Origin of the sequence: Pseudomonas sp. RC10-4-2 (genome assembly GCF_050433085.1) — a bacterium.
GTDB lineage: Bacteria > Pseudomonadota > Gammaproteobacteria > Pseudomonadales > Pseudomonadaceae > Pseudomonas > Pseudomonas aeruginosa.
Genome location: NZ_JBNPXX010000004.1, coordinates 64,356 through 85,291, shown reverse-complemented (window position 1 = coordinate 85,291; position 20,936 = coordinate 64,356). Strand labels below are relative to the sequence as shown.

At 67.6% G+C, this 20,936-nt stretch carries 19 protein-coding genes; 14 read left to right on the top strand and 5 right to left on the bottom strand.

The annotated features are described in order from the left end of the window. Positions 1-28: 28 nt before the first annotated feature. The gene (locus FHW81_RS19220) at positions 29-868 is read right to left on the bottom strand and encodes an ABC transporter ATP-binding protein (RefSeq protein ID WP_003137062.1); all 840 of its coding nucleotides are present in this window, start codon (positions 866-868) and stop codon (positions 29-31) included. Then, the gene (locus tag FHW81_RS19215; protein WP_003106694.1) at positions 865-2,481 is read right to left on the bottom strand and encodes an ABC transporter permease; all 1,617 of its coding nucleotides are present in this window, start codon (positions 2,479-2,481) and stop codon (positions 865-867) included. Before FHW81_RS19215 ends, FHW81_RS19220 begins: the two co-directional genes overlap by 4 nt. A gap of 266 nt (positions 2,482-2,747) precedes the next feature. On the opposite strand from FHW81_RS19215, the gene FHW81_RS19210 reads away from it, so the two are divergent. From FHW81_RS19210 to FHW81_RS19200, 3 genes are all read left to right on the top strand, one after another. After that, entirely contained in the window at positions 2,748-3,809 is a 1,062-nt protein-coding gene (locus FHW81_RS19210; RefSeq protein WP_003112655.1) for an ABC transporter substrate-binding protein, read from the top strand. A 417-nt stretch (positions 3,810-4,226) separates the two neighbouring features. Beyond that, positions 4,227-5,042, top strand: a complete 816-nt coding sequence (locus FHW81_RS19205; RefSeq protein ID WP_003107194.1) for a TauD/TfdA family dioxygenase — start codon at positions 4,227-4,229, stop codon at positions 5,040-5,042. Next, positions 5,039-5,920, top strand: coding sequence for an AEC family transporter (locus FHW81_RS19200; protein WP_003107192.1), 882 nt, complete (start codon positions 5,039-5,041; stop codon positions 5,918-5,920). The genes FHW81_RS19205 and FHW81_RS19200 overlap by 4 nt, the downstream gene beginning before the upstream one ends. A 37-nt stretch (positions 5,921-5,957) precedes the next feature. Here FHW81_RS19200 and FHW81_RS19195 read toward each other — a convergent pair whose 3' ends face one another. Further along, a complete protein-coding gene (locus FHW81_RS19195; protein ID WP_003142446.1) occupies positions 5,958-7,316 on the bottom strand; it encodes an OprD family porin in 1,359 nt (452 codons plus the stop codon). 247 nt (positions 7,317-7,563) lie between these two features. Between FHW81_RS19195 and FHW81_RS19190 the strand changes: the two genes are divergently transcribed. Further along, positions 7,564-8,289 (top strand): acid phosphatase, encoded by a 726-nt coding sequence (locus FHW81_RS19190; protein WP_003083962.1) that lies wholly within the window; start codon positions 7,564-7,566, stop codon positions 8,287-8,289. Between the two features lie 23 nt (positions 8,290-8,312). Here the strand turns inward: FHW81_RS19190 and FHW81_RS19185 are convergent, their stop codons facing one another. Continuing rightward, complete coding sequence (locus tag FHW81_RS19185) at positions 8,313-9,230, bottom strand: LysR family transcriptional regulator (RefSeq protein ID WP_003083964.1); 918 nt, start codon at positions 9,228-9,230, stop codon at positions 8,313-8,315. Positions 9,231-9,579: 349 nt separating this feature from the next. Between FHW81_RS19185 and FHW81_RS19180 the strand changes: the two genes are divergently transcribed. From FHW81_RS19180 to FHW81_RS19140, 9 genes are all read left to right on the top strand, one after another. Continuing rightward, complete coding sequence (locus FHW81_RS19180; protein WP_003161019.1) at positions 9,580-11,952, top strand: TonB-dependent receptor; 2,373 nt, start codon at positions 9,580-9,582, stop codon at positions 11,950-11,952. Positions 11,953-11,992: 40 nt separating this feature from the next. Beyond that, positions 11,993-12,895 carry a TauD/TfdA dioxygenase family protein gene (locus tag FHW81_RS19175; protein ID WP_003112660.1) on the top strand — a complete coding sequence of 301 codons (903 nt, stop codon included), beginning with the start codon at positions 11,993-11,995 and terminating at the stop codon, positions 12,893-12,895. Between the two features lie 67 nt (positions 12,896-12,962). Continuing rightward, complete coding sequence (locus FHW81_RS19170) at positions 12,963-13,862, top strand: TauD/TfdA dioxygenase family protein (protein ID WP_003112661.1); 900 nt, start codon at positions 12,963-12,965, stop codon at positions 13,860-13,862. A 646-nt stretch (positions 13,863-14,508) separates the two neighbouring features. Then, positions 14,509-15,627 carry a Re/Si-specific NAD(P)(+) transhydrogenase subunit alpha gene (locus tag FHW81_RS19165; protein WP_003083972.1) on the top strand — a complete coding sequence of 373 codons (1,119 nt, stop codon included), beginning with the start codon at positions 14,509-14,511 and terminating at the stop codon, positions 15,625-15,627. Positions 15,628-15,702: 75 nt separating this feature from the next. Beyond that, entirely contained in the window at positions 15,703-16,011 is a 309-nt protein-coding gene (locus FHW81_RS19160; RefSeq protein ID WP_003083974.1) for an NAD(P) transhydrogenase subunit alpha, read from the top strand. Continuing rightward, positions 16,011-17,447 (top strand): NAD(P)(+) transhydrogenase (Re/Si-specific) subunit beta, encoded by a 1,437-nt coding sequence (locus FHW81_RS19155; protein ID WP_003083975.1) that lies wholly within the window; start codon positions 16,011-16,013, stop codon positions 17,445-17,447. Before FHW81_RS19160 ends, FHW81_RS19155 begins: the two co-directional genes overlap by 1 nt. A 342-nt stretch (positions 17,448-17,789) precedes the next feature. Beyond that, on the top strand, positions 17,790-18,590 hold the full coding sequence (locus FHW81_RS19150; RefSeq protein ID WP_023097124.1) for an energy transducer TonB: 801 nt from the start codon (positions 17,790-17,792) through the stop codon (positions 18,588-18,590). 28 nt (positions 18,591-18,618) lie between these two features. After that, the gene (locus FHW81_RS19145) at positions 18,619-19,338 is read left to right on the top strand and encodes a MotA/TolQ/ExbB proton channel family protein (protein WP_003083979.1); all 720 of its coding nucleotides are present in this window, start codon (positions 18,619-18,621) and stop codon (positions 19,336-19,338) included. A 1-nt stretch (position 19,339) separates the two neighbouring features. Then, entirely contained in the window at positions 19,340-19,741 is a 402-nt protein-coding gene (locus tag FHW81_RS19140) for an ExbD/TolR family protein (RefSeq protein WP_003106175.1), read from the top strand. 180 nt (positions 19,742-19,921) lie between these two features. On the opposite strand, the gene FHW81_RS19135 is transcribed toward FHW81_RS19140, so the two are convergent. Next, entirely contained in the window at positions 19,922-20,134 is a 213-nt protein-coding gene (locus tag FHW81_RS19135; RefSeq protein WP_003118603.1) for a DUF3079 domain-containing protein, read from the bottom strand. Between the two features lie 215 nt (positions 20,135-20,349). On the opposite strand from FHW81_RS19135, the gene FHW81_RS19130 reads away from it, so the two are divergent. Further along, positions 20,350-20,931: an alpha/beta hydrolase gene (locus tag FHW81_RS19130; RefSeq protein WP_003106176.1), complete on the top strand. Its 582-nt coding sequence runs from the start codon at positions 20,350-20,352 to the stop codon at positions 20,929-20,931. Positions 20,932-20,936: the final 5 nt, after the last annotated feature.

Here is a 20,936-nt window from a genome sequence, read left to right as displayed (position 1 = left end):
GGGGGAAAGGGCCAGGGCAAGGGGCTTTTCAGCAAGCGAGGAATTCGAAGGGCAGGTTTTCCACCCGTCGCGGCGGTGGCGCGACGTACTCGCCGTCGGCGGTCAGTTCGTGCAGCAGCGCTTCGCGCTGGCGCAGGAAGTCGAAGCCACCGCGCTCGCGCGGATGCGCCAGGTCCACCTCGACCACCCGCCTGATCCGCCCCGGGCGCGGCTCCATCACCACCACCCGGTCGGCCAGGTAGAGCGCCTCCTCGACGTCGTGGGTGACCAGCAGGGTGGTGATGCGGGTGCGCCGACGGATCGCCAGCAACTCTTCCTGCAACTGCTGGCGGGTCAGTGCGTCGAGGGCGCTGAACGGCTCGTCGAGCAGCAGCAGGCGCGGGCTGGCCACCAGGCCACGGGCGATCGCCACGCGCTGGGCCATGCCGCCGGACAACTGGTGCGGGTAGGCACGCTCGAAGCCGTGCAGGCCGACCAGGCGGATGTATTCGTCGATCCGCGCCGCCTTGTCGGTTTCGCCAAGGGCTTCGTTGACCAGGCCGAGGGCGACGTTCTGCTGCACCGTCAGCCAGGGGAACAGGCGGTGCTCCTGGAACACGATGCCGCGTTCGCCGCCGATGCCGGCGATTGGCCGGCCGTCGACGCGGATCTCGCCGTCGTAGTCGCGGTCCAGGCCGATCAGCAGGCGCAGCAGGGTCGACTTGCCGCAGCCACTGGCGCCGACGATGGCGATGAACTCGCCCTCGCCGATCTCCAGGTCGAACTGCTGGATCGCTTCCAGTCGCCGGCCGTCCACGGCGAAGTGCTTGCGCACCTGGCGGAAGCTGACCAGCGGGGTGCCCGTGGCGGGCGCGGTGAATGCGTTCATGCGTGTCTCCAGCGCGTGGCGCGCGCTTCGATGCGTTGGCCGAGGGCATTGAGCAGGGCGCCGGTGAGGCCGACCAGGAGCATGCCGGCGCCGATCAGGTCCATGCGGAACAATTGCTGGGCGCCGATCATCAGGCTGCCGATGCCGCCGTCGGAGGGCATGAAGTACTCGGCGCCGATGGTTCCCAGCCAGGCGTAGATCAGCGCCAGGCGCAGGCCGGCGAACACCGACGGGGCGGCACCCGGCAGGACCAGCCGGAGCAGCCGTCGCCAGGGACCCAGGCGCAGCACCCGGGCCGCCTCGCCGAGGCTCGGCGGCAGGCTGGCGATGCCGCGCTGGGTGGCCAGCAGCAGCGGGAAGAAGGCGGCGATTGCGACGAACGTCAGCTTGGCCGGTTCGCCCAGGCCGAACCAGGCGGTGAGCAGCGGTACCCAGGCGAAGATCGCCACCTGCCGCAGTGCCGCGAAAGTGGGGCCGAAGAAGCGTTCCGCCGGGCGCCACAGGCCGAGCAGCAGGCCGCCGAGGAAACCCAGGCCGCCGCCCAGCAGGAGCCCGCCGAGCGTGCGCTTCAGGCTGTCGAACAGGGCGCCTGGGAGGCTGCCGTCGAGCGCTCCGCTCCAGGTCGCCCGCGCCACTTCCAGAGGGCTGGCGAGGATCGCCGGGTCGACCCATTCGGCGCTGCTCGCCGACTGCCACAGGAGCAGCAGCGCCAGCGGCGGCAGCCACACCTGCAGGCGCTGCCAGCCGCGTCCCGGCGGGCGCCGGCGGAATTCGCCGGTGGCGGCTTGCGGCCAGTGCAGCAGGCGGCGGTCGAGCCACTGGATGGCGCGGTCCATGCCCACCCCGACCAGGCCGATGATGAGGATGCAGACGAACACGATGTCGAGCATGAACAGTTGCCGGCCCTGCACCATCAGGTAGCCGATACCCTCGCTGGAAGCCAGCAACTCGACCGCCAGCAGCGAGGTCCAGCCCTGCGCCAGGGCCAGGCGCAGCCCGGTGAGGAAGGCCGGCAGCGCCGCCGGCAGGATCAGCCGCCAGACCAGCAGGCGTGGCGGCAGGCGCAGTACTGCGGCGGCTTCGCGCAGCTTGGGCTGGGCGTCGCGCACGCCGACCAGGGTATGGATGGTCACCGGCACCACGACCGCTTTCACCAGCACCACCAGCTTGAGCAGTTCGCCGATGCCGAAGAACAGCATGAACAGCGGGATCCAGGCCAGCGTGGGGATTTGCGCGAGGGCGCTGAAGGTGGGGAAGACCAGGCGCTCGGCACGCGGACTGAAGCCTAGCCAGGCGCCTAGCGCGGCGCCGCTGGCGACCCCGGCGAGCAGGCCCCAGGCCAGGCGCCGCAGGCTGATCGCCAATTCGCTCCAGAGTTCGCCGGCGAGCAACTCGCGGGCGCTCTGCCAGACCAGCTCGGGAGTTGGCAGCACCTGGGCCGACATCCAGTGGCGATGGCTGGCGACCCACCACAGCAGCGCCAGCCCGAGCGGCAGCAACCAGGGCAGCAGGCCGTCCCCCAGGCGCCGGGCGAAAGCCGCGGAGGGCGGCGGCGCCAGGCGCGGCAGGGGCCGGCTCCAGGCGGGCGAAAGGGTTTTATCGATATTCTTCATGGGAATATAAATCGCCGAATCAATGCATTTTTTCGCTAAGAAGGGCCATTTAAAGAAAGGCACCAGGCAGCGGCAAATGCATTTGGAGAATATTTTCCATGCTCTGGCTGCATATGACGCGGAGAGGCCCGTGCGGCCTGTCATACTGCTTTTGGTTATAAAAAAATGAATTTTTATTATTTATTTTCGAGGCGCCGCTGTGCATAGCTAGCCGCACACCCGCTCCCGGCGGGAATCCCTCTCTTCCCGTTCCAAGGAGCCGCCCCATGAAAGCGCTTACGTCTTCCCTGCTCGGTCTGTTCGCCGCGCCTGTGCTCGCCGGCCTGCTCGGTGCCTACGTGCCGCTGGCGAGCGCCGCTCCGCCGAAGGAAATCCGCATCGCGGTGCCGGACGTCAGCGCCGGCAGTTCGCACTCGGGCGGCGGCGTGGTCGACGTGCTCTACACCCGCCAGTTGCTGGAGAAGGAGTTCGCCAACGACGGCATCGCGGTGAAATGGAGCTTCTTCAAGGGCGCCGGCCCGGTGGTCAACGAAGCGTTCGCCAACGGCCAGGTGGACTTCGCCTACCTCGGCGACCTGGCGGCGATCATCGGCAAGTCCGGAGGCCTGGACAGCCGCCTGCTGGCCGCTACCGCGCGAGGGGTCAACCACTATCTCGGCGTGCAGCCGGGCTCCGGGATCAAGACCCTGGAGGATCTCAAGGGCAAGCGCGTAGGCATCTTTCGTGGCACCGCCAGCCAGTTGTCGTTCGACAATGCCCTGGCCAGCGTCGGTCTCAGCGAGAAGGACCTGAAGGTGATCAACCTCGATTTCAGCGCCGCCCTGTCCGCCCTCGCAGCCAGGCAGATCGATGCCACCTGGGGCCTGGCCGGACTGTTCGCCCTGCGCGACCGCGGGCTCGCGGAAATTCCGCTGAGCACCCGCGACCTGAACGGCGCCGGCACCCTGCAGGCGCTGCTGGTCGGCTCCGGAGCCTTCGTCGATGCCCATCCGGACATCACCGAGCGGCTGCTCAAGGTGCAGTTGCAGGCCCAGGACTGGCTGGCCCGCGAGGAGAACCGCGACGCCTACATCGAACTGGTGTCGAAGCAGGCCAGCTACCCGGTGGTGATCCTGCAGAGCGAGTACCGTGGCCGCAAGCTGGGCGACGCCCTGTCGCCGCGCCTGGACGCCGATTTCCTTGGCCGGCTGGATGCTTCGATCCAGGCGGCCAAGCGTTTCGGCCTGATCCGTCGCGAATTCAGCGCCGAGCAGTGGGCCGCGCCGGAACTGCTGGAGGCGGCCGGCAAGCTGGCGAAGGCCAAGGCCGTGGCGCAGGCGGCGGAGTGACGCCGAGCCGGGGACGGCCGAGGCGGCGCCGTTTCGTAGCAATTTGTAATATGTTTCGAGATTCTTGCACCGACCCAACCAATGACTGGATCGAGCGAAGTATCCAGCCGTTGGTCGGGGATTCTGCGTATATCGCGTCATGAAAGTTTCACGCGGGTAATCCGCAGGTTATTCCGCGATCATTTCGTTCGTTAATCGCCCCATATATTCAGATACAAAATCGGCACTGCCAATTCTTCCAGTTTTCCCTTCCGACAATTCTCCCGACCCTCCCCGGAAACAACTCCAAGTATCTCGCGGCGAACCGCCGCGTCCCGCATCTAGCCTGCCCATCACTACGACAGCGCGGCGCCAGCGCCGGGCCTCGCCCTGCGCGTCGGCGGCATTCCTGATTTTCTTCCGGAGGAGAGCGGTCATATGAATCTCGATAGCAAATTGTTCGACGCGACACTCGATCTCGAACGCGTGAAAGTTTCGGTGAGAACGCTGGTGAAGTTATCCCGCCAGGAACAATCGGCGATCATCCGGACCCTCAACGAGTTTGGTTTCCTGCTGTTGCGCAGCGAACAGGGCGAAGACAGGCAGGAACTTCTCGCGCTCAAGGAGTTGTTCGGCCGCGCCGCCCCCCACCCGCGCGCCGACGCCGACGGCATCGTGCCGATCAGCAATGCGCGGTATGTCAGCGGCTACCTCGGCTCCACGCCGCTGGAGCACAAGCTGCACACCGACGGCGCTTTCCTCGACACCCCGGAGCAATTGTGCAGCCTGCAATGCGTGCGCAACGCCCGGGAGGGCGGGGAGACCCTGCTGGCCAGCGCCGGACTGGCCTTCGAGCGCCTGCGCCGGCGCATGCCGACCAAGCATCTCGGCCTGCTGCGCGGCGACGCCCTGACCATCGTGCGCAAGCACCAGAGCAGCACCCAGCCGGTGTTCCGCCTGAACGGCGAGGCGCTGGGCATCAAGTTCCGGCAGAACGACGGGGCGGCCGAGGTGGTCGAGCATCCTGTGGCGGTGGAGGCCTTCGCCGAACTGGTGGCGGCGCTCGAGGATCCGGCCTGCCAACTGCGGATCAAGCTCGAGCCGGGGGAAATCCTGGTGCTCGACAACACCGCGGTGTTGCACGGGCGCACTGCCTTCTGCGCCAACGAACTGCGCGAGATGCGCCGGCTCAACTTCGACGGCCACGGCCGCCTGCGGGCGGAGCTGGAACTGGGCTTCAAGGTGGGGTTGTGATCGCACAGTTCGTCGCGGTGGTGCTGCCGATCCTGATCTGCACCGGGATCGGTTTCGCCTGGAGCCGTTCCGCCGGGCCGGTGGATACCCGCGCGCTGGTGTTCCTGGTGGCCAACGTCGGCTTTCCCTGCCTGCTGCTGTCGTCGCTGGACCGCCCCGGCCTGTCCATTGGCATGGTGGCCGGGGTGTTCCTCGCCACCGCGCTGGCGGTGCTGGCGTTCGCCCTGCTGGGCCTGGTCGCCCTGCGCCTGCTGCGGATGCCGGTGCGGCGCTACCTGCCGTCGATCATGCTGCCGAACTCCGGGAACATGGGCATCCCCATCGCCTACCTGGCCTTCGGCGAGGAGGCGCTGGTGTATGCGGTGGCGTTCTCCACCCTGATCCAGGTGGGCCACGCGACGCTCGGCGTCTGGTTCGCTTCGGGCGATATCACCCCGGCGAGCATCCTGCGCAACCCGATGATCTATGCCCTGGCCGTGGCGCTGGGCCTGATCGCCCTGGGCTGGAGCCTGCCGCCGCCGTTGCGCGATGTGACCCGCCTGCTGGGCGGGATTACCGTGCCGCTGATGCTGGTGATGCTCGGCCTGTCGCTGGCCGGTCTGCGCCTGCACGAGACCTGGCGGCCGTTGCTGCTGTCTCTGGTGCGGGTCTGGGGCGGTTTCGCGGTCGGCTATGGGATCGCTGCCGGCCTGGGCATGGAGGCGGTGGCGGCGGGCACCTTCGCCATCCAGTGCGGGATGCCGACCGCGGTGCTCACCTACCTGTTGGCCAAGCGTTACGACGGACCGGTGAACGAAGTGGCAGGCATGGTGCTGATCACCACGCTGCTGGTGCTGCTCTCCACGCCTTTGTTCATCCAGTTGCTGCCGCGCGCGTGAAGACGATCCGGGCCGCCCCGCGGGGCGGCCCGGGGCGTCACCAGATCGAGCGGGAGTAATCGACGACCAGCCGGGTTTCGTCGATGTCGCCGTCGAGATAGCTCGCGTTGCCCCGGTGCCAGGCCTGCGAGGCGCGCAGCGCGAGGCCGGCGAGGGGGCCCGCCTTGACCCGATAGGCGAAGCCGAGGTCGCTTTCCCGGTGCCGCCCGTCACGCCCGTAGAGTCCGGCGTAGATGCTCTCGGCGGCACTGCTGGCGCTGGCCCCGGCACGGCCGCGGGCATGCAGCGCATGCAGGCTGAGCCCAGGCAGGCCGAGCGCGCCGAGGTCCAGGTCATAGCGTAATTGCCAGGAACGCTCGCCCGGTCCGTTGAAGTCGGAGTAGCCCACCGAGTTGGCCAGTACCATGGACGCGCTGGAGCGCCCGTCGCCGAAGGCCATGTAGTCGAACGGCTGCTCGCCATGGACACGCTGGTAGGCCAGGGTGATGCGCTGCGGCCCCTGTTCGTAGCCCAGGGCCAGGGAGCTGGCCAGGGTGTCGATGCGGCCGAAGCGGCTCTGGCCGCTGTCGCGGGTGCGGTAGGCGTCGAGGTCGACCCGCAGCGCGCGCTCCCCGCCCAGCGGCTGGCGATGGCTGGCGCCGAAATAGGCCTGCTGCCAGATGTCGTCGAAGCGCGAGGCGTAGAGCGACAGTTGCAGCCGCTCCGTGGCCTGCCATTGACCGCCGAGGAAGCCGACCGCGTCGAGGCGCACCGGATAGGCGCCGAGGCGTCCGTAGACGGTGCTGATGTCGCCGCGGACCTTGGATTCGCCGGGGCCGGAGGCGGCGGTGAAGCGCCCGCCCTCGAGCAGCAGCCCGTCGAACGAGCGGTCCTCCAGCAGCAGGCCGTAGGCCATGCCGGCCAGCGTGCGGTTGCTGCTGGCGGCGAACACCGGCGCGCTGGTGGTGGTCTGGCCGTACTTCAGGCGGGTTTCGCCGTGGCGTAGCCTGAGGGCGCCACCGACCTTGCCGTAGCGATGGTCGGGATGGCCGTCGGCGCCGACCGGCAGGTTGCCGGTGCCGGTGCGGCCGCCGCCGCTGTCCAGTTGCAGGCCGAGCATGGCATGGGCGTCGAGGCCGAAGCCGAGGCTGCCCGGCGTGTAGCCGGAGGCGAACTGGAGGCGCAGGCCCTGGGTGGCTTCCTCGCGGTAGCCGTTGCGCTCGCTCCTGGGCTTGAAGCGGTTGCGCCCGGCGTTGTTCGGGCTGTCGCGGTAGTCGCGGTTGAAGTAGTAGGTGCGAGCGAGGAACTGCAGTTCGCTGTCCTCGACGAAGCCCCCATCCCCGGCCGTCGCGGCCGCCCCTTCGGAAAGCGTGCCGGCGACCAGGCCGGCGAATACAGCGCGTCTGAGATTTTGCATTTATTGTTTTCTCCCACCTGAGTGCCAGGTGGGCGCAGTCTCGGAAGTCGCTCCGCAGGCCGCTTGTGTTTCCCTGCCTCGGCTTTTGCCGGGGCCTGCCATTGGCAGGGGCTGGCATGTGCAACGGCAGGCCGGGTCAAGCATTTCGGAAGTCACCGACGGAGAGTGTGGCGTCGGCCGTCATCCGCAACGGCCGTGGGTGGGAGCCTAGGCTCCCGATGCAACCTCGCCTCAGGGAATACGCTTCATGAACAACAAGACCCTATGCCCTTCGCTCTTGCTCTGCCTTTCGCTGCTTGCACCGCTGTCTTGTCTCGGGGAGACCGCCGCCGCGCCCTATCCGCTGGCCCACCCACCGCGCCTGGCCGACTACCTCCCGCCGCCGCCGGCGGCGGACTCGGCTGCGGCCGTCGCCGATCTCGGCGCGGTGCTGGAGGCGCAACGCCTGCGCACGCCCGAACAGGTACGCCGGGTACGCGCCCACGACCAGTGGGAGGACAACGTCTTCCCCTTCGCCGGCGACCTGCTGGGCGCCTCGTTCGACAAGGAACGCCTGCCGCTGACCCGGAGTTTCTTCAACCGCGCCCAGGAAAACCTGGTCGAGGTGCTGATGCCGGCGAAGAAGCACTTCGCCCGCCCGCGTCCCTACGAAGTGACACCGAAGGTGAAGCCGGTGCTGCCGCCGCCGGAGGGGGAGTCCTATCCCAGCGGCCACACCATGGACAGCTACTTCAAGGCCTCGCTGCTGAGCATGCTGGTGCCGGAGCATCACGATGCGTTCTTCGCCCGCGCCGAGGAGCATGCGCAGAGCCGTGTGCTGGCCGGCGTGCACTTCCCCAGCGACCTGGAAGGCGGGCAGACCGCCGCCGCGGCGCTGGTGGCGAGCCTGCTGGCCGATCCGGCGGTGGCCGCCGACTTCGCCGCGGTGCGCGAGGAGCTGCGCGGCGCGCTGGGGTTGCCGAAACTCCAGTAGAGGAAGGGAAAGCGCGCGGCGGCTCAGGCCGCCGCGTGTTGCGCCTGGTCCAGTTCCACCAGCGTCTCGATCATCGCCTTGGCCGCTGCCGAAAGCCGGTAGCCGCTGCGGCTGATGATGCCGCAGCGGGCGCTGAGGCTATCCAGGTTCTGCGGCAGGTTGCGCCACTGTAGCGGTTGCAGTTCGCCGCGCTGCAGGTAGGGGCGCAGGGTCTCGTCGCTGGCGATGCCGATGGCGTCGGTCTGGCGGACGATACGGATCAGCGCGTGCATGTTCTCGCAGCGGATGTTGGCGGCGAAGTCGATCTTGCCGCTGAGGTTCGCCAGCAGCTTGCGGATGCCCGGGGGAATCAGGGTCGAGGCCAGCGGGTAGTTGAACAGGTCGTTGGTGGACAGGCTGTCCTTGCCCAGCAGCGGATGTTGCGGACGGCAGAAGAACTGGCCGCGGCGCGGGGTCAGCGGGCGCGTCTGGAAGTTTGGGTCGGCCTCGAAGTCGCGGATGTCGGCGACGAAGAATTCGATCTCTTCGCGGAGCAGGGCGCGGCTGAGCTTTTCCCAGTTGTCCACGTCCAGGCTGATCTGCACCCGCGGGTGGCGGTTGATGAAGTCGGCCACCGCGTCCGGCACCAGTTGCTGGGCCGGCGCCGGCCCGCTGCCGAAGCGCAGCTCGCCGGCATCCAGCTTGTTCAACTGGGCGATCTCGTGGATCAGGTTGGCCGACCCCTGCACCAGGCTCAGCGCGTGTTGCAGCACCACCTGGCCTTCCGGCGTCGGGCGCAGGTCCTTGCTGCCACGGTCCACCAACTGACAGCCAAGCTCCTGCTCCAGGCCCTGGATGCTGCGGCTGAAGGCCGGCTGGGTGATGCCCATGGCGTCCGCCGCGCGGACGAAACTGCGGTGTTCGGCGAGGGCGATGAAATAACGCAGTTGGCGCAGATCCATGATGCTTTACCGGCATTGGAAATATTGGACAAAGGCATTTGCCGTTCGGGATGTGCTGGTTTTAAATGCAAGCTCTTATTCCGTCAACAAAGAACAAATTAGAAAAATATGCGATTTAGTAATAAGCATAGATAGACCCCAGGAGCTGAACATGGTCCACCGTGCCTTTGCCGCCCCACCTCCGCCGTTCCGAATGCCCTTCCGCGTCGCCGGCGGCTGTCGCCCCTGACAGTCGCCCGGGGCTGAGCCGTCCGCCGGCCCCCTTCGAACCTTTCGCCAGATCGCTGCCTTGCGCGGCATGGCCGCCTGCTGCCTGCGTCCGGCTGCGCCGGAACCGAGGACATTCACGATGAAGCACCACTACCGCTTGCCGCTCCGCCGAACGCCGCACGGCGGCTCCGACTACGCCCTGGCCCTGCTGCTCGCCCTCGGCGGTGCGTTGCCGGCCAGTGCCGCCGATGCTCCCGCGCCCGCCGAGGAAGCGCCGCCGCTGGCCAGCAGCGTCCCGGACAAGGCCGATACGGCCCTGGGCAAGGTCACTGTCACCGCGCGTCGCCGCGAGGAGGATTCGCAGAAGGTACCGACGCCGATCACCGTGCTCGGCGGCGAGACTCTCGAGGCCCAGCGCATCTCCCGGGTGCAGGACCTGCAGCAGGTGCTGCCCAGCGTCAATGTCGCCTACATCCATGCGCGGCAGTCGAGCGTCGCCGTGCGCGGCATCGGCAACAACCCCGCCAGCGACGGCCTGGAAGGCAGCGCCGGGATCTACCTCGACAACGTCTACCTGGGACGTCCGGGAATGGCCGTGTTCGACCTGCTGGACATCGAGCAACTGGAGCTGCTGCGCGGTCCGCAGGGCACCCTGTTCGGCAAGAACACCACCGCCGGGGTGCTGAACATCAGCACCCGCGCGCCGACCTTCACTGCCGAGCGTACCGTCGAGGTCTCCGGCGGGCAGGATGGCTACTTCCAGGGCCGCGGCACGGTTTCCGGGCCGCTCGGCGAAACCCTCGCCGGACGCCTCTCGGCCTATCGCACCCGCGACGACGGCTACATCAAGAACATCCACGACGACAACTATCTCAACGGCGGCGAGCGCCAGGGCGCGCGCGGGCAATTGCTGTTCGAGCCGAACGAGGACTTCAGCCTGCGCTGGATCGCCGACTACAACGAGGAGGATTCGAGCAACGGCAGCATGGTGGTCTACGGCGGCGCCGAGCGTTTCTGGCAGCGCGCCGCGCTGGTCGGCGCTTCGCCGTTGCGCGATCCGCAGCGCAGGAAGGTCAACATCAACGGCCGCCAGCACGTCAGCGTGCACCAGGGCGGCAGCTCGCTGGAGGCCAACTGGAACCTCGCCGGCGGCTACCGCCTGACCTCCATCAGCGCCTACCGCTACTGGCACTTCACCCCGGCCAACGACGAGCAACTGAACGTCTCGGCGATCAACGACACCGGGGTGGAAGTGCACGACCGGCAGTTCTCCCAGGAGATCCGCCTGGCCTCGCCCACCGGCGGTGCCTTCGACTACGTGGTGGGCGCCTACGCGTTCAGGCAGAACCTCGGCAACAAGACCTTCACCTCCTACGGACCGTTGGCCGACCTGTACCTGCTCGGCGCCAATCTCGGCGCGCTGAACGACACCTACTCGAAGGCCAACGGCAAGATCGAGACCGACAGCTTCGCGCTGTTCGCCCAGGGCACCTGGCACCTCACCGAACGCCTGGACTTCACCGCCGGCCTGCGTGGTACCTACGAGGAGAAGAACGCCAAGGTTGAGCGCTTCGCTCCGCTGGGCGGCGCGGCGGTCGGCGGGGTCGGCGCGGCGGTGCGCAACGGCCAGCTCGGCGCCTACGATTCCGGCGATCTCAGCCAGTACAACTTCGCCCCTTCGGCGTTGCTCAGCCTCAGCTACCAGTTCAGCGACGACCTGCTCGGCTACGCCAGCCTGTCCCACGGCGAGAAGTCCGGCGGGGTCAACCTGGCGGTGGGCAGCGCACCGAGCGCCGGCGCCGATTCGCTGCTGGTCGGACCGGAGCGCGCCAACGACGCCGAGCTGGGCCTGAAGAGCACGCTCTTCGACCGGCGCCTGCTGCTCAACGCCAACCTGTTCTGGACCGGCATCCACGGCTACCAGGCCACCACCCTGTACCAGGCGCCGGGCTCGACCCAGTTGGTGCAGGTGCTGGCCAACGCCGGCAGCGTGCGCTCGCGTGGTCTGGAGTTCGAGGCCACCGCGCTGCCGTTGCGCGGCCTGACCCTGAACTTCAACGGCTCCTATAACGACGTCACCTACCTGTCGTTCAAGGATGCCCCGTGCCCTGCGGAAGTCAGCACCCGGCCCGGCGCGCCGAGCAGTTGCGACCTCACCGGGCAGCGCGTGGTCGGCGCCTCGAAATGGATCGCCAATCTCAATGGCGAATACCAGTGGCGCCTCGACGACCGCTTCCAACCCTACGTCAGCGCCAGCTACGCCTACCGCTCCGCCGCCGAGGGCACGCTGGACAACTCCGACCTTTCGAAGATCGACGGCTACGCCCTGGTGAACCTCGCCGCCGGTCTGCGCAGCGATCTCGGCGACGGCCAACTGGACACCTCGGTATGGCTGAAGAACGCCTTCGACAAGGACTACTACCTGAGCGCCTTCGCCAGCATCAACGGCTCCTACACCGCATCGGTGGGGCAGCCGCGCACGCTCGGCGTATCGCTGCGCTACGACTTCTGAGCCTTCACCCACGCAGTACCCCACGCATGAGGAACATGACATGAGCAATGCAGCACAAGCCCTCGCCACGCCGGTACGGCTCGACATCCGGCCGGTCGCCGGACGGATCGGCGCGGAGATTCGCGGCGTGACCCTGTCCGGCGAACTGGACGCCGCCACCGTCGAGGCGATCCAGGCCGCCCTGGTACGCCACAAGGTGATCTTCTTCCGGGACCAGAGCCATCTCGACGACCAGACCCAGGAGGCCTTCGCCCACTTGCTCGGCGAACCGGTCGCCCACCCCACCGTGCCGTCCCGCGAAGGCACCCGCTTCCTCCTCGAGCTGGATGGCGCCGAAGGCCGCCGGGCCAATTCCTGGCATACCGACGTGACCTTCGTCGAGGCCTACCCGAAGGCCTCGATCCTGCGCAGCGTGGTGGCCCCGGAGTCCGGCGGCGACACCGTCTGGGCCAACACGGCGAGCGCCTACGCCGACCTGCCGGCGGAGCTGCGCGAGCTGGCCGACCGGCTCTGGGCGGTGCACAGCAACGAGTACGACTACGCCGGGGTCAAGCCCAGCGCCTCGGTGGAGCAGTTGGAGAACTACCGCAAGGTGTTCACCTCGACCGTCTACGAGACCGAGCACCCGGTGGTCCGCGTGCATCCGCAAAGCGGCGAGCGGACGCTGCTCCTCGGCCACTTCGTGAAACGCCTGAAGGGTCTTTCGCAGCATGACTCGGCGCACCTCTTCGCGGTGCTGCAGGGGCACGTCACGCGCCTGGAGAACACCGTGCGCTGGCGCTGGCAGGCCGGCGACGTGGCGATCTGGGACAACCGCGCGACCCAGCACTACGCGATCGACGACTACGGCGACCAGCCGCGCGTGGTGCGCCGGGTGACCCTCGGCGGCGACGTGCCGGTAGGCATCGACGGGCAACGCAGCCGGACGATCCGGAAGGCATGACGGACCCGGCCCTCTCCTCGCCGGGGAGGGCGACCACAGGCAGAACGAACCCGCGAGGACCCCTTACATGAGCCAATCCGCCACCGCCCGGCAACCCGAACCCGAGGTCGCCGAGGCATTCCGCATCACCCCCCTGGAGGCGCCGCTGGGCGCCGAAGTCCGTGGCCTCGACGCGCGCCGGCCGCTGGCGCCGGAGCAGGTCCTGGCGCTCAAGCAGGCGCTGCGCGAGCACCACATCCTGGTGTTCCGCCAGCAGCACCTCGACGATGAGCAGTACTTGCGCTTCGCCACCCTGTTCGGCTCGGTGTTCCAGCCGCCGGCGGACATCCCGGTGCTGTCCTCGGGTGGCGACGGCAAGGTGCCGGACATCGTCAAGGTGGCCAACACCGGCGACGGCGAACTGGGCAACTTCGCCCTGCCGGCACACATCGACCACCAATGGACGCCGGTGCCGTCCTCCGGCTCGTTCCTCTACGCACTGGAGGTGCCGTCCAGTGGCGGCGAGACGCGCTTCACCAACCTGGCGCGCGCCTACGAGAGCCTCGACGAGGCGACCCGGCGCGAGATCGATGGCCTGCGCCTGATCAACTACAACCCCTTCATCCGCCTGCGCGAGGGCGGCTACGGCGGCGGTTTCGCCACCTACCGCACGCCGGACATCGAACCGATCCAGGGCAGCGAGCACCCGCTGGTACGCACCCACCCGGAAAGCGGCCGGCGCGTACTGTTCCTCAGCGCCCACACCGAGGTGGAGATTCCCGGCTACGACCCCGCGCGGGGCCAGGCGCTGATCGGTCGCCTGCGCGAACATCTGGCGCGCCCGGAACTGAGCTACAGCCACGCCTGGTCGGTGGGCGACATCGTCTGGTGGGACAACCAGGCCGTGCTGCATGCGCGCAACGCCTTCCCGGCCAGCGAGCGGCGGCGCCTGAAGCGCATCAGCCTGGCGGGCAGCCGTCCGTTCTGAGCCGGCATCCCCCAGCGTGCGCCGGCTCCTCCGTTGCCGACCGGCGTAGGTCGCTGCGCGCCGCTCTGGCGAGCCCCTTCCGTTCCGGCGAATAGCTAGCAGAACTGCGACATGCTGTCGCAGTTCTGCCATTTCTCCGCGTCTATCCTGCCCATAGGGCAATTCGCCTTTGGTCTAACGAGCTGGCCTGCAGCGCCCATGGAAAGGCGATCCTGACTTTGTAGTCAAAGTTTTGCTTTGCTACTTTGGCCAGGCATCAGGGATTGCTGATACAGCGTATTAAAAACATTAATTACCCCGGCATTCCGCGGCGCTGGCAGGATATTTTCCCGTCGAAGCCGTAGCGGCTTGACCTGATAGCCGGTCATTCACGGCAGGGATGTCATATTCTCGCGCGGGCTTCCCCGGATAGGCTGCACGCCAGTCAGGACGCGCCCGGCGGCGATGGGCGGGAATTGTTGGTCGGTTTATGACTTGTAGTTTCTCTGTCGTATGCCTTCAGAACTTGTTGAAGGCTTTTCGGCTCGATTGCACAATGCCGCGCCAAGGTTCGTTCGCGAATCGCGGTATGTGAGCTAGACCTCCGCAGCCGGTGCGCCATCCGCAGTGCCCCGGACTACTCGACAATCACGCAGGAGATTCGTGAGTGCAGATCGGTGTCCCCCTCGAGACCCATGCCGGTGAGACGCGGGTTTCCGCCACCCCGGAAACCGTCAAGAAGCTGATCGGCCAAGGCCACCAGGTGATCGTCCAGAGCGGCGCCGGCGTCAACGCCAGCCAGCCGGACAGTGCCTATGAAGCCGCCGGCGCGACGATCGGCAGCGCCGCCGAGGCCTTCGGCGCCGACCTGGTGCTGAAGGTGGTCGCGCCCAGCGCCGCCGAGCTGGCCCAGATGAAAAGCGGCGCCGTGCTGGTCGGCATGCTCAACCCCTTCGACAACGAGAACATCGCCCGCATGGCCGAGCGCGGCATCACCGCCTTCGCCCTCGAGGCCGCGCCGCGTACCTCGCGGGCGCAGAGCCTGGACGTGCTCTCCTCGCAGGCCAACATCGCCGGCTACAAGGCGGTGATGCTCGCCGCCAACCACTACCCGCGCTTCATGCCGATGCTGATGACCGCCGCCGGTACCGTGAAGGCCGCCCGCGTGCTGATCCTCGGCGCCGGCGTCGCCGGCCTGCAGGCGATCGCCACGGCCAAGCGCCTGGGCGCGGTGATCGAGGCTTCCGACGTGCGTCCGGCGGTGAAGGAGCAGATCGAGTCGCTCGGCGCCAAGTTCGTCGACGTGCCCTACGAGACCGACGAAGAGCGCGAGTGCGCCGAAGGCGTCGGCGGCTACGCGCGGCCGATGCCGGCCTCGTGGATGGAGCGCCAGGCCAAGGCCGTGCACGAGCGCGCCAAGCAGTCGGACATCGTCATCACCACCGCGCTGATCCCCGGCCGCAAGGCGCCGACGCTGCTGCACGAGGCGACCGTGGCGGAGATGAAGCCGGGCTCGGTGGTCATCGACCTGGCCGCCGCCCAGGGCGGCAACTGCCCGCTGACCGAGGCCGACCAGGTCGTGGTCCGGCACGGCGTGACCATCGTCGGCCACAGCAACCTGGCCGCGCTGGTACCGGCGGACGCCTCGGCGCTATATGCGCGCAACATCCTCGACTTCCTCAAGCTCACCCTGAACGCCGAAGGCTTCAGCGTGAACCTCGAGGACGACATCGTCGCCGCCTGCCTGATGTGCCGCGACGGCCAGGCGGTGCGCAAGAACGGCTGAGCCGCTGCGTCGGGAAGCTTCGATAACGATAAATGCGCACGCCTCGCGCCTGCGCCCTGAAGACCGGTGAAAACGATGGATATCATTTCTGACGGGATCTACAACCTGATCATCTTCGTGCTGGCCGTGTACGTCGGCTACCACGTGGTATGGAACGTCACCCCTGCCTTGCACACCCCGCTGATGGCGGTGACCAACGCGATTTCCGCGATCGTCATCGTCGGCGCCATGCTCGCTGCCGCCCTGACCGTGACCCCGCTGGGCAAGGCCATGGGCACCCTCGCCGTGGCCCTGGCCGCGGTCAATGTGTTCGGTGGCTTCCTGGTCACCCGGCGCATGCTGGAAATGTTCAAGAAGAAAGCGCCGAAGGCGGGGGGCCACTGATGAGCATGAACCTGGTCACCCTCCTGTACCTCATCGCCTCGGTCTGCTTCATCCAGGCCCTGAAAGGCCTGTCGCACCCGACCACCTCGCGCCGCGGCAACCTCTTCGGCATGGTCGGCATGGCCATCGCCGTGGCCACCACCGTCGGCCTGGTGTTCAAGCTGGGCGCGGAGATCGCCACCACCGGCGTCGGCTACATCGTCGTCGGCCTGCTGGTCGGCGGTACCGCCGGCTCGATCATGGCCAAGCGCGTCGAGATGACCAAGATGCCCGAGCTGGTCGCCTTCATGCACAGCATGATCGGCCTGGCCGCGGTGTTCATCGCCATCGCCGCGGTGGTCGAGCCGCAGTCGCTGGGGATCGTCGCGCACCTGGGCGACACCATTCCCACCGGCAACCGCCTGGAGCTGTTCCTCGGCGCGGCCATCGGCGCCATCACCTTCTCCGGTTCGGTGATCGCCTTCGGCAAGCTTTCCGGCAAGTACAAGTTCCGCCTGTTCCAGGGCACCCCGGTGCAGTTCTCCGGGCAGCACCTGCTGAACCTGGTGCTCGGCCTGGCAACCCTCGGCCTGGGCCTGGTGTTCATGTTCACCGGCAACCTCACCGCCTTCGCCGTGATGCTGGCGCTGGCCTTCGTCCTCGGCGTGCTGATCATCATCCCCATCGGCGGCGCCGACATGCCGGTGGTGGTGTCGATGCTCAACTCCTATTCCGGCTGGGCCGCGGCGGGTATCGGCTTCTCGCTGAACAACTCGATGCTGATCATCGCCGGCTCGCTGGTCGGCTCCTCGGGCGCGATCCTCTCCTACATCATGTGCAAGGCGATGAACCGCTCGTTCTTCAACGTCATCCTCGGCGGCTTCGGCGCCGAAGCCGACGCCGGCGGCCCGGCGGGCTCCAAGGAGCAGCGTCCGGTGAAGTCCGGTTCGGCCGACGATGCCTCGTTCCTGCTGACCAACGCCGACAGCGTGATCATCGTCCCCGGCTACGGCCTGGCGGTGGCCCGCGCCCAGCACGCGCTGATGGAACTGGCGGAGAAGCTGACCCATCGCGGGGTCACCGTGAAGTTCGCCATCCACCCGGTCGCCGGGCGCATGCCGGGGCACATGAACGTGCTGCTGGCCGAGGCCGAGGTGCCCTACGAGCAGGTGTTCGAGATGGAGGACATCAACTCCGAGTTCGGCCAGACCGACGTGGTCCTGGTGCTCGGTGCCAACGACGTGGTCAACCCGGCGGCGAAGAACGATCCGAAGTCGCCCATCGCCGGCATGCCGATCCTCGAGGCCTACAAGGCCAAGACCGTGATCGTCAACAAGCGCTCCATGGCCAGCGGCTACGCCGGCCTGGACAACGAGCTGTTCTACCTGGACAAGACCATGATGGTGTTCGGCGACGCCAAGAAAGTCATCGAAGACATGGTCAAGGCGGTGGAGTGATTCCCCGCTGAGTCCACCAGAACCCCGGCCCAGGCCGGGGTTTTTCGTTTTCGCGGGTTGTCCGCGCAGCGTTCTCCGCCGCTTCCAACGGCGAAAACACCAGCCTTTCAGGAATATTTTTCATGCCCGCAAGGCATGGGTTTTTCGTCGGATCGCTGTAGCCCGCCAACCACGCGGCCTGTGGCGATAGGGGCGAAACCCATAGCTCCAGAAGTTATTTCCATAACAAAAATAATTACTTCAGGCGCTAAGCCTCCTTGCCAATCATGCAACTCCCTGCGCCGCTAGGACTCCAGCACGGACCTGAGCGGCCATCGAGTTCGTCAGTGCAAGGAGCTTTTCATGGCAACACCCCAGCCCGTCGATGCCCGCACGCAGCCCTGGCGTGAGACGCCCGGCGGCGACCTGGTGGCGCTCGGTCGGCCGGTTCGCCAGGCGTTGCACCTGGTTCGCCACAACCCGGCACAGGGTCGGGTGCTCAGCCGGCGCGAGGCGATCCTGCTGGTCCTGTTCGCCCTGACCCTGCACGGAGCGGTGATCCATTGGCTGAGCCAGCAGAGAACCCCGGCGCTGCCCGAGGTGCCGCCACAGGTGCCGCCGATGACCATCGAGTTCACCGCCCCGGCGCCGCCGGTGGTGGAACCGCCGCCGCCCGAGCCGTTGCCGCCGGTGGTCGAGGAACCGCCACCACCGGTGGTCGACGAGAACGCGGTGAAGCCGCCGCCGCCGAAGCCGGTGCCAAAGCCGAAACCCAAGCCCAAGCCGCAACCCCGGCCCAAGCCGGCGCCGAAGGCCGTCGAGCCGGCTCCGCCCGCGCCGCCGCAACCCGCCGCGCCACCCGCCCCGCCGGCGCCGGCGCCGCTGACGCCGCCGTCGGCGAACGCCGGCTACCTGCACAACCCGGCGCCGGAATACCCCGCCCTGGCCATGCGCCGCGGCTGGGAGGGCACCGTGCTGTTGCGGGTGCATGTCCTCGCCAGCGGCAGCCCGAGCGAGATCCAGGTGCAGAAGTCGAGCGGACGCGAAGCCCTCGACCAGGCCGCGGTGAAAGCGGTCAAGCGCTGGTCCTTCGTTCCCGCCAAGCGCGGCGACAAGGCCGAGGACGGCTGGGTCAGTGTACCGATCGATTTCAAGTTGAACTGAATCTGCAGCGTCACGAGGAGCATCCGTCATGAGTCTGTTAACCACCCCGCTCGAATCCGTCGAAGGCGCCGTCATCTGGCTGCTGGTCGGCTTTTCCGTGGTCACCTGGGGCCTGGCCCTGGTCAAGGGCGTGCAGTTCGCCCGGCAGAAGCGCCAGGACCGCCAGTTCCAGAAGCAGTTCTGGAGCGCCACCAGCCTCGACTCCGCCGGCGAGCAGGCGCAGGACAAGCAGGGCGCCGGCGCCCGCGTGGCCCAGGCCGGCTTCGCCGCGATCCAGGTGCAGGACAACGGCCAGCCCGACCTGGCCCAGTCGATCAACCACCAGGACCGTCTCGAACGCGCCCTGCGCCAGCAGATCCAGCGCGAGCGGCGTTCCCTGGAGTCGGGCCTGGCGGTGCTCGCCTCGATCGGCTCGACCTCGCCCTTCATCGGTCTGTTCGGCACCGTCTGGGGCATCATGGAGGCGCTCAAGGGGATCAGCGCGGCCGGCTCGGCGAGCCTGGAGACCGTGGCCGGGCCGATCGGCAGCGCGCTGATCGCCACCGGCGTGGGAATCGCCGTCGCGGTGCCGGCGGTGCTGGTCTACAACTACTTCCTGCGGCGCCTGAAGCTGACCGCCGCCGACCTCGACGACTTCGCCCACGACTTCTACAGCCTGGCGCAGAAGAGCGCGTTCCGCGTCATCGTCCATCCCTCCGCCGCGCGCCAGGCCGGCAACCCCTCGCGCAACGTGAAGGAGGCGTCCTGACATGGCCTTCTCGACCCAGGACAGCGACGAAGTCCTTTCCGAAATCAACGTCACCCCGCTGGTCGACGTGATGCTGGTGCTGCTGGTGGTGTTCATCGTCACCGCGCCGCTGCTGACCAACTCGATCCCGATCAACCTGCCGAAGACCGAATCGGTGGCCCCGCCGGAGCAGAAGGATCCCCTGGTGGTGAGCATCGATGGCGCCGGCAAGCTGTTCGTCAACAAGGACGAGATCCAGCCGGAGCTGCTGGAGAGCAACCTGGCCGCGGCCAAGGCGAAGGACGCCGAGGTCCGCGTGCAGTTGCAGGCCGACGAAGGGGTGAACTACGGCCAGGTGGCGAAGGCCATGGCTTCCATCGAGCGCGCCGGGATCACCAGGCTGGCGGTGATCACCGCACGCTGAAGCGAATCCACGCCGTCCGGCGCAGGCCGGGCGGGCAACGGTTTCGACCGCTCCGATCCGGGCAGGGGAGAGCGGTCTTTTTTATTCCGGATGGACGCTCCTCGGGTGTGTCCGCCGAGGCCGGGCTCGCGAATGCGTCGCGCACCCTGTCCGGCGCTCGCACGTCCCACGCCTGGGCGCTCAGGCCTGGCGTGCCGGCGCATCCTGCTCCTTGGCGTCCTCCGTTCCTTCGACTTCCCATTCACCGGCCCAGTCCTCGCCGAACAGTTCGCTGGGATGCTGGGTGCGGCTGGCGCCGTTGCCGCAGCCCATAGATTCCGCCGAGCAATAGCGGTCGCAACCCCAGCAGATGCGCTCCGGATGGCTGGGATGGAGAGGAAATTTCTTGGCCATGATCCTGTCCCGATACCTGATGCCTGCGCTCAGGTATACCGCCGATGGCTTGCGCCGCCCAGGCGTTGCCGCGGAAAAGTGGCTTCGGCTTGCGCTGGATCAACTCGATTGGCATATATGTATTAATAGAATATTAAAATTGCTTTTTATTCCTTAGAGAAAAAAGGCTGCGCCCTTACACTTCCCTGGTGATGAATTTTTCTGGAGGGTTCTCCATGCACAGCGAACGCGTCCGTTATGTGTTGGTGCCCGGTTGGTACGGCTCGGAAGACGCCCATTGGCAAAGTCACTGGCAGCGCGCGCTGCCCAATGCCTCACGGGTCGAGCAACAGGACTGGATCACCCCGCTGCGCGCCGACTGGATCGCCGAGCTGGACGCCGAGATCCGCCGCCAGCCCGGGCCGGTGGTGCTGATCGCGCACAGCCTGGGTTGTGTGACAGTGGCGCTGTGGGCGGCCCAGGCCGAGCGCCGGGTGCGCGACCAGGTACGCGGCGCCCTGCTGGTGGCGCCGGCCGACGTCGAGCGCGAGAGCTGCGCCGAGGCGCTGCGCAACTTCGCGCCGATCAGCCGCGAGCCGTTGCCGTTCCCCAGCGTGCTGGTGGGTTCCGACAACGACCAGGCCTGCAGCCCGCAGCGCGCCATGCACCTGGCCCGCGCCTGGGGCGCGGAGACGGTGATCCTGCCCGAGGCCGGGCACATCAACGTGAAGTCCGGCCACGGCGCCTGGGAGGCCGGCTACCGTCACCTGTTCCGCTTGCAGTACCTGATCGACAGCCAGGCTCGCCGCCGCGCCTGAGACCA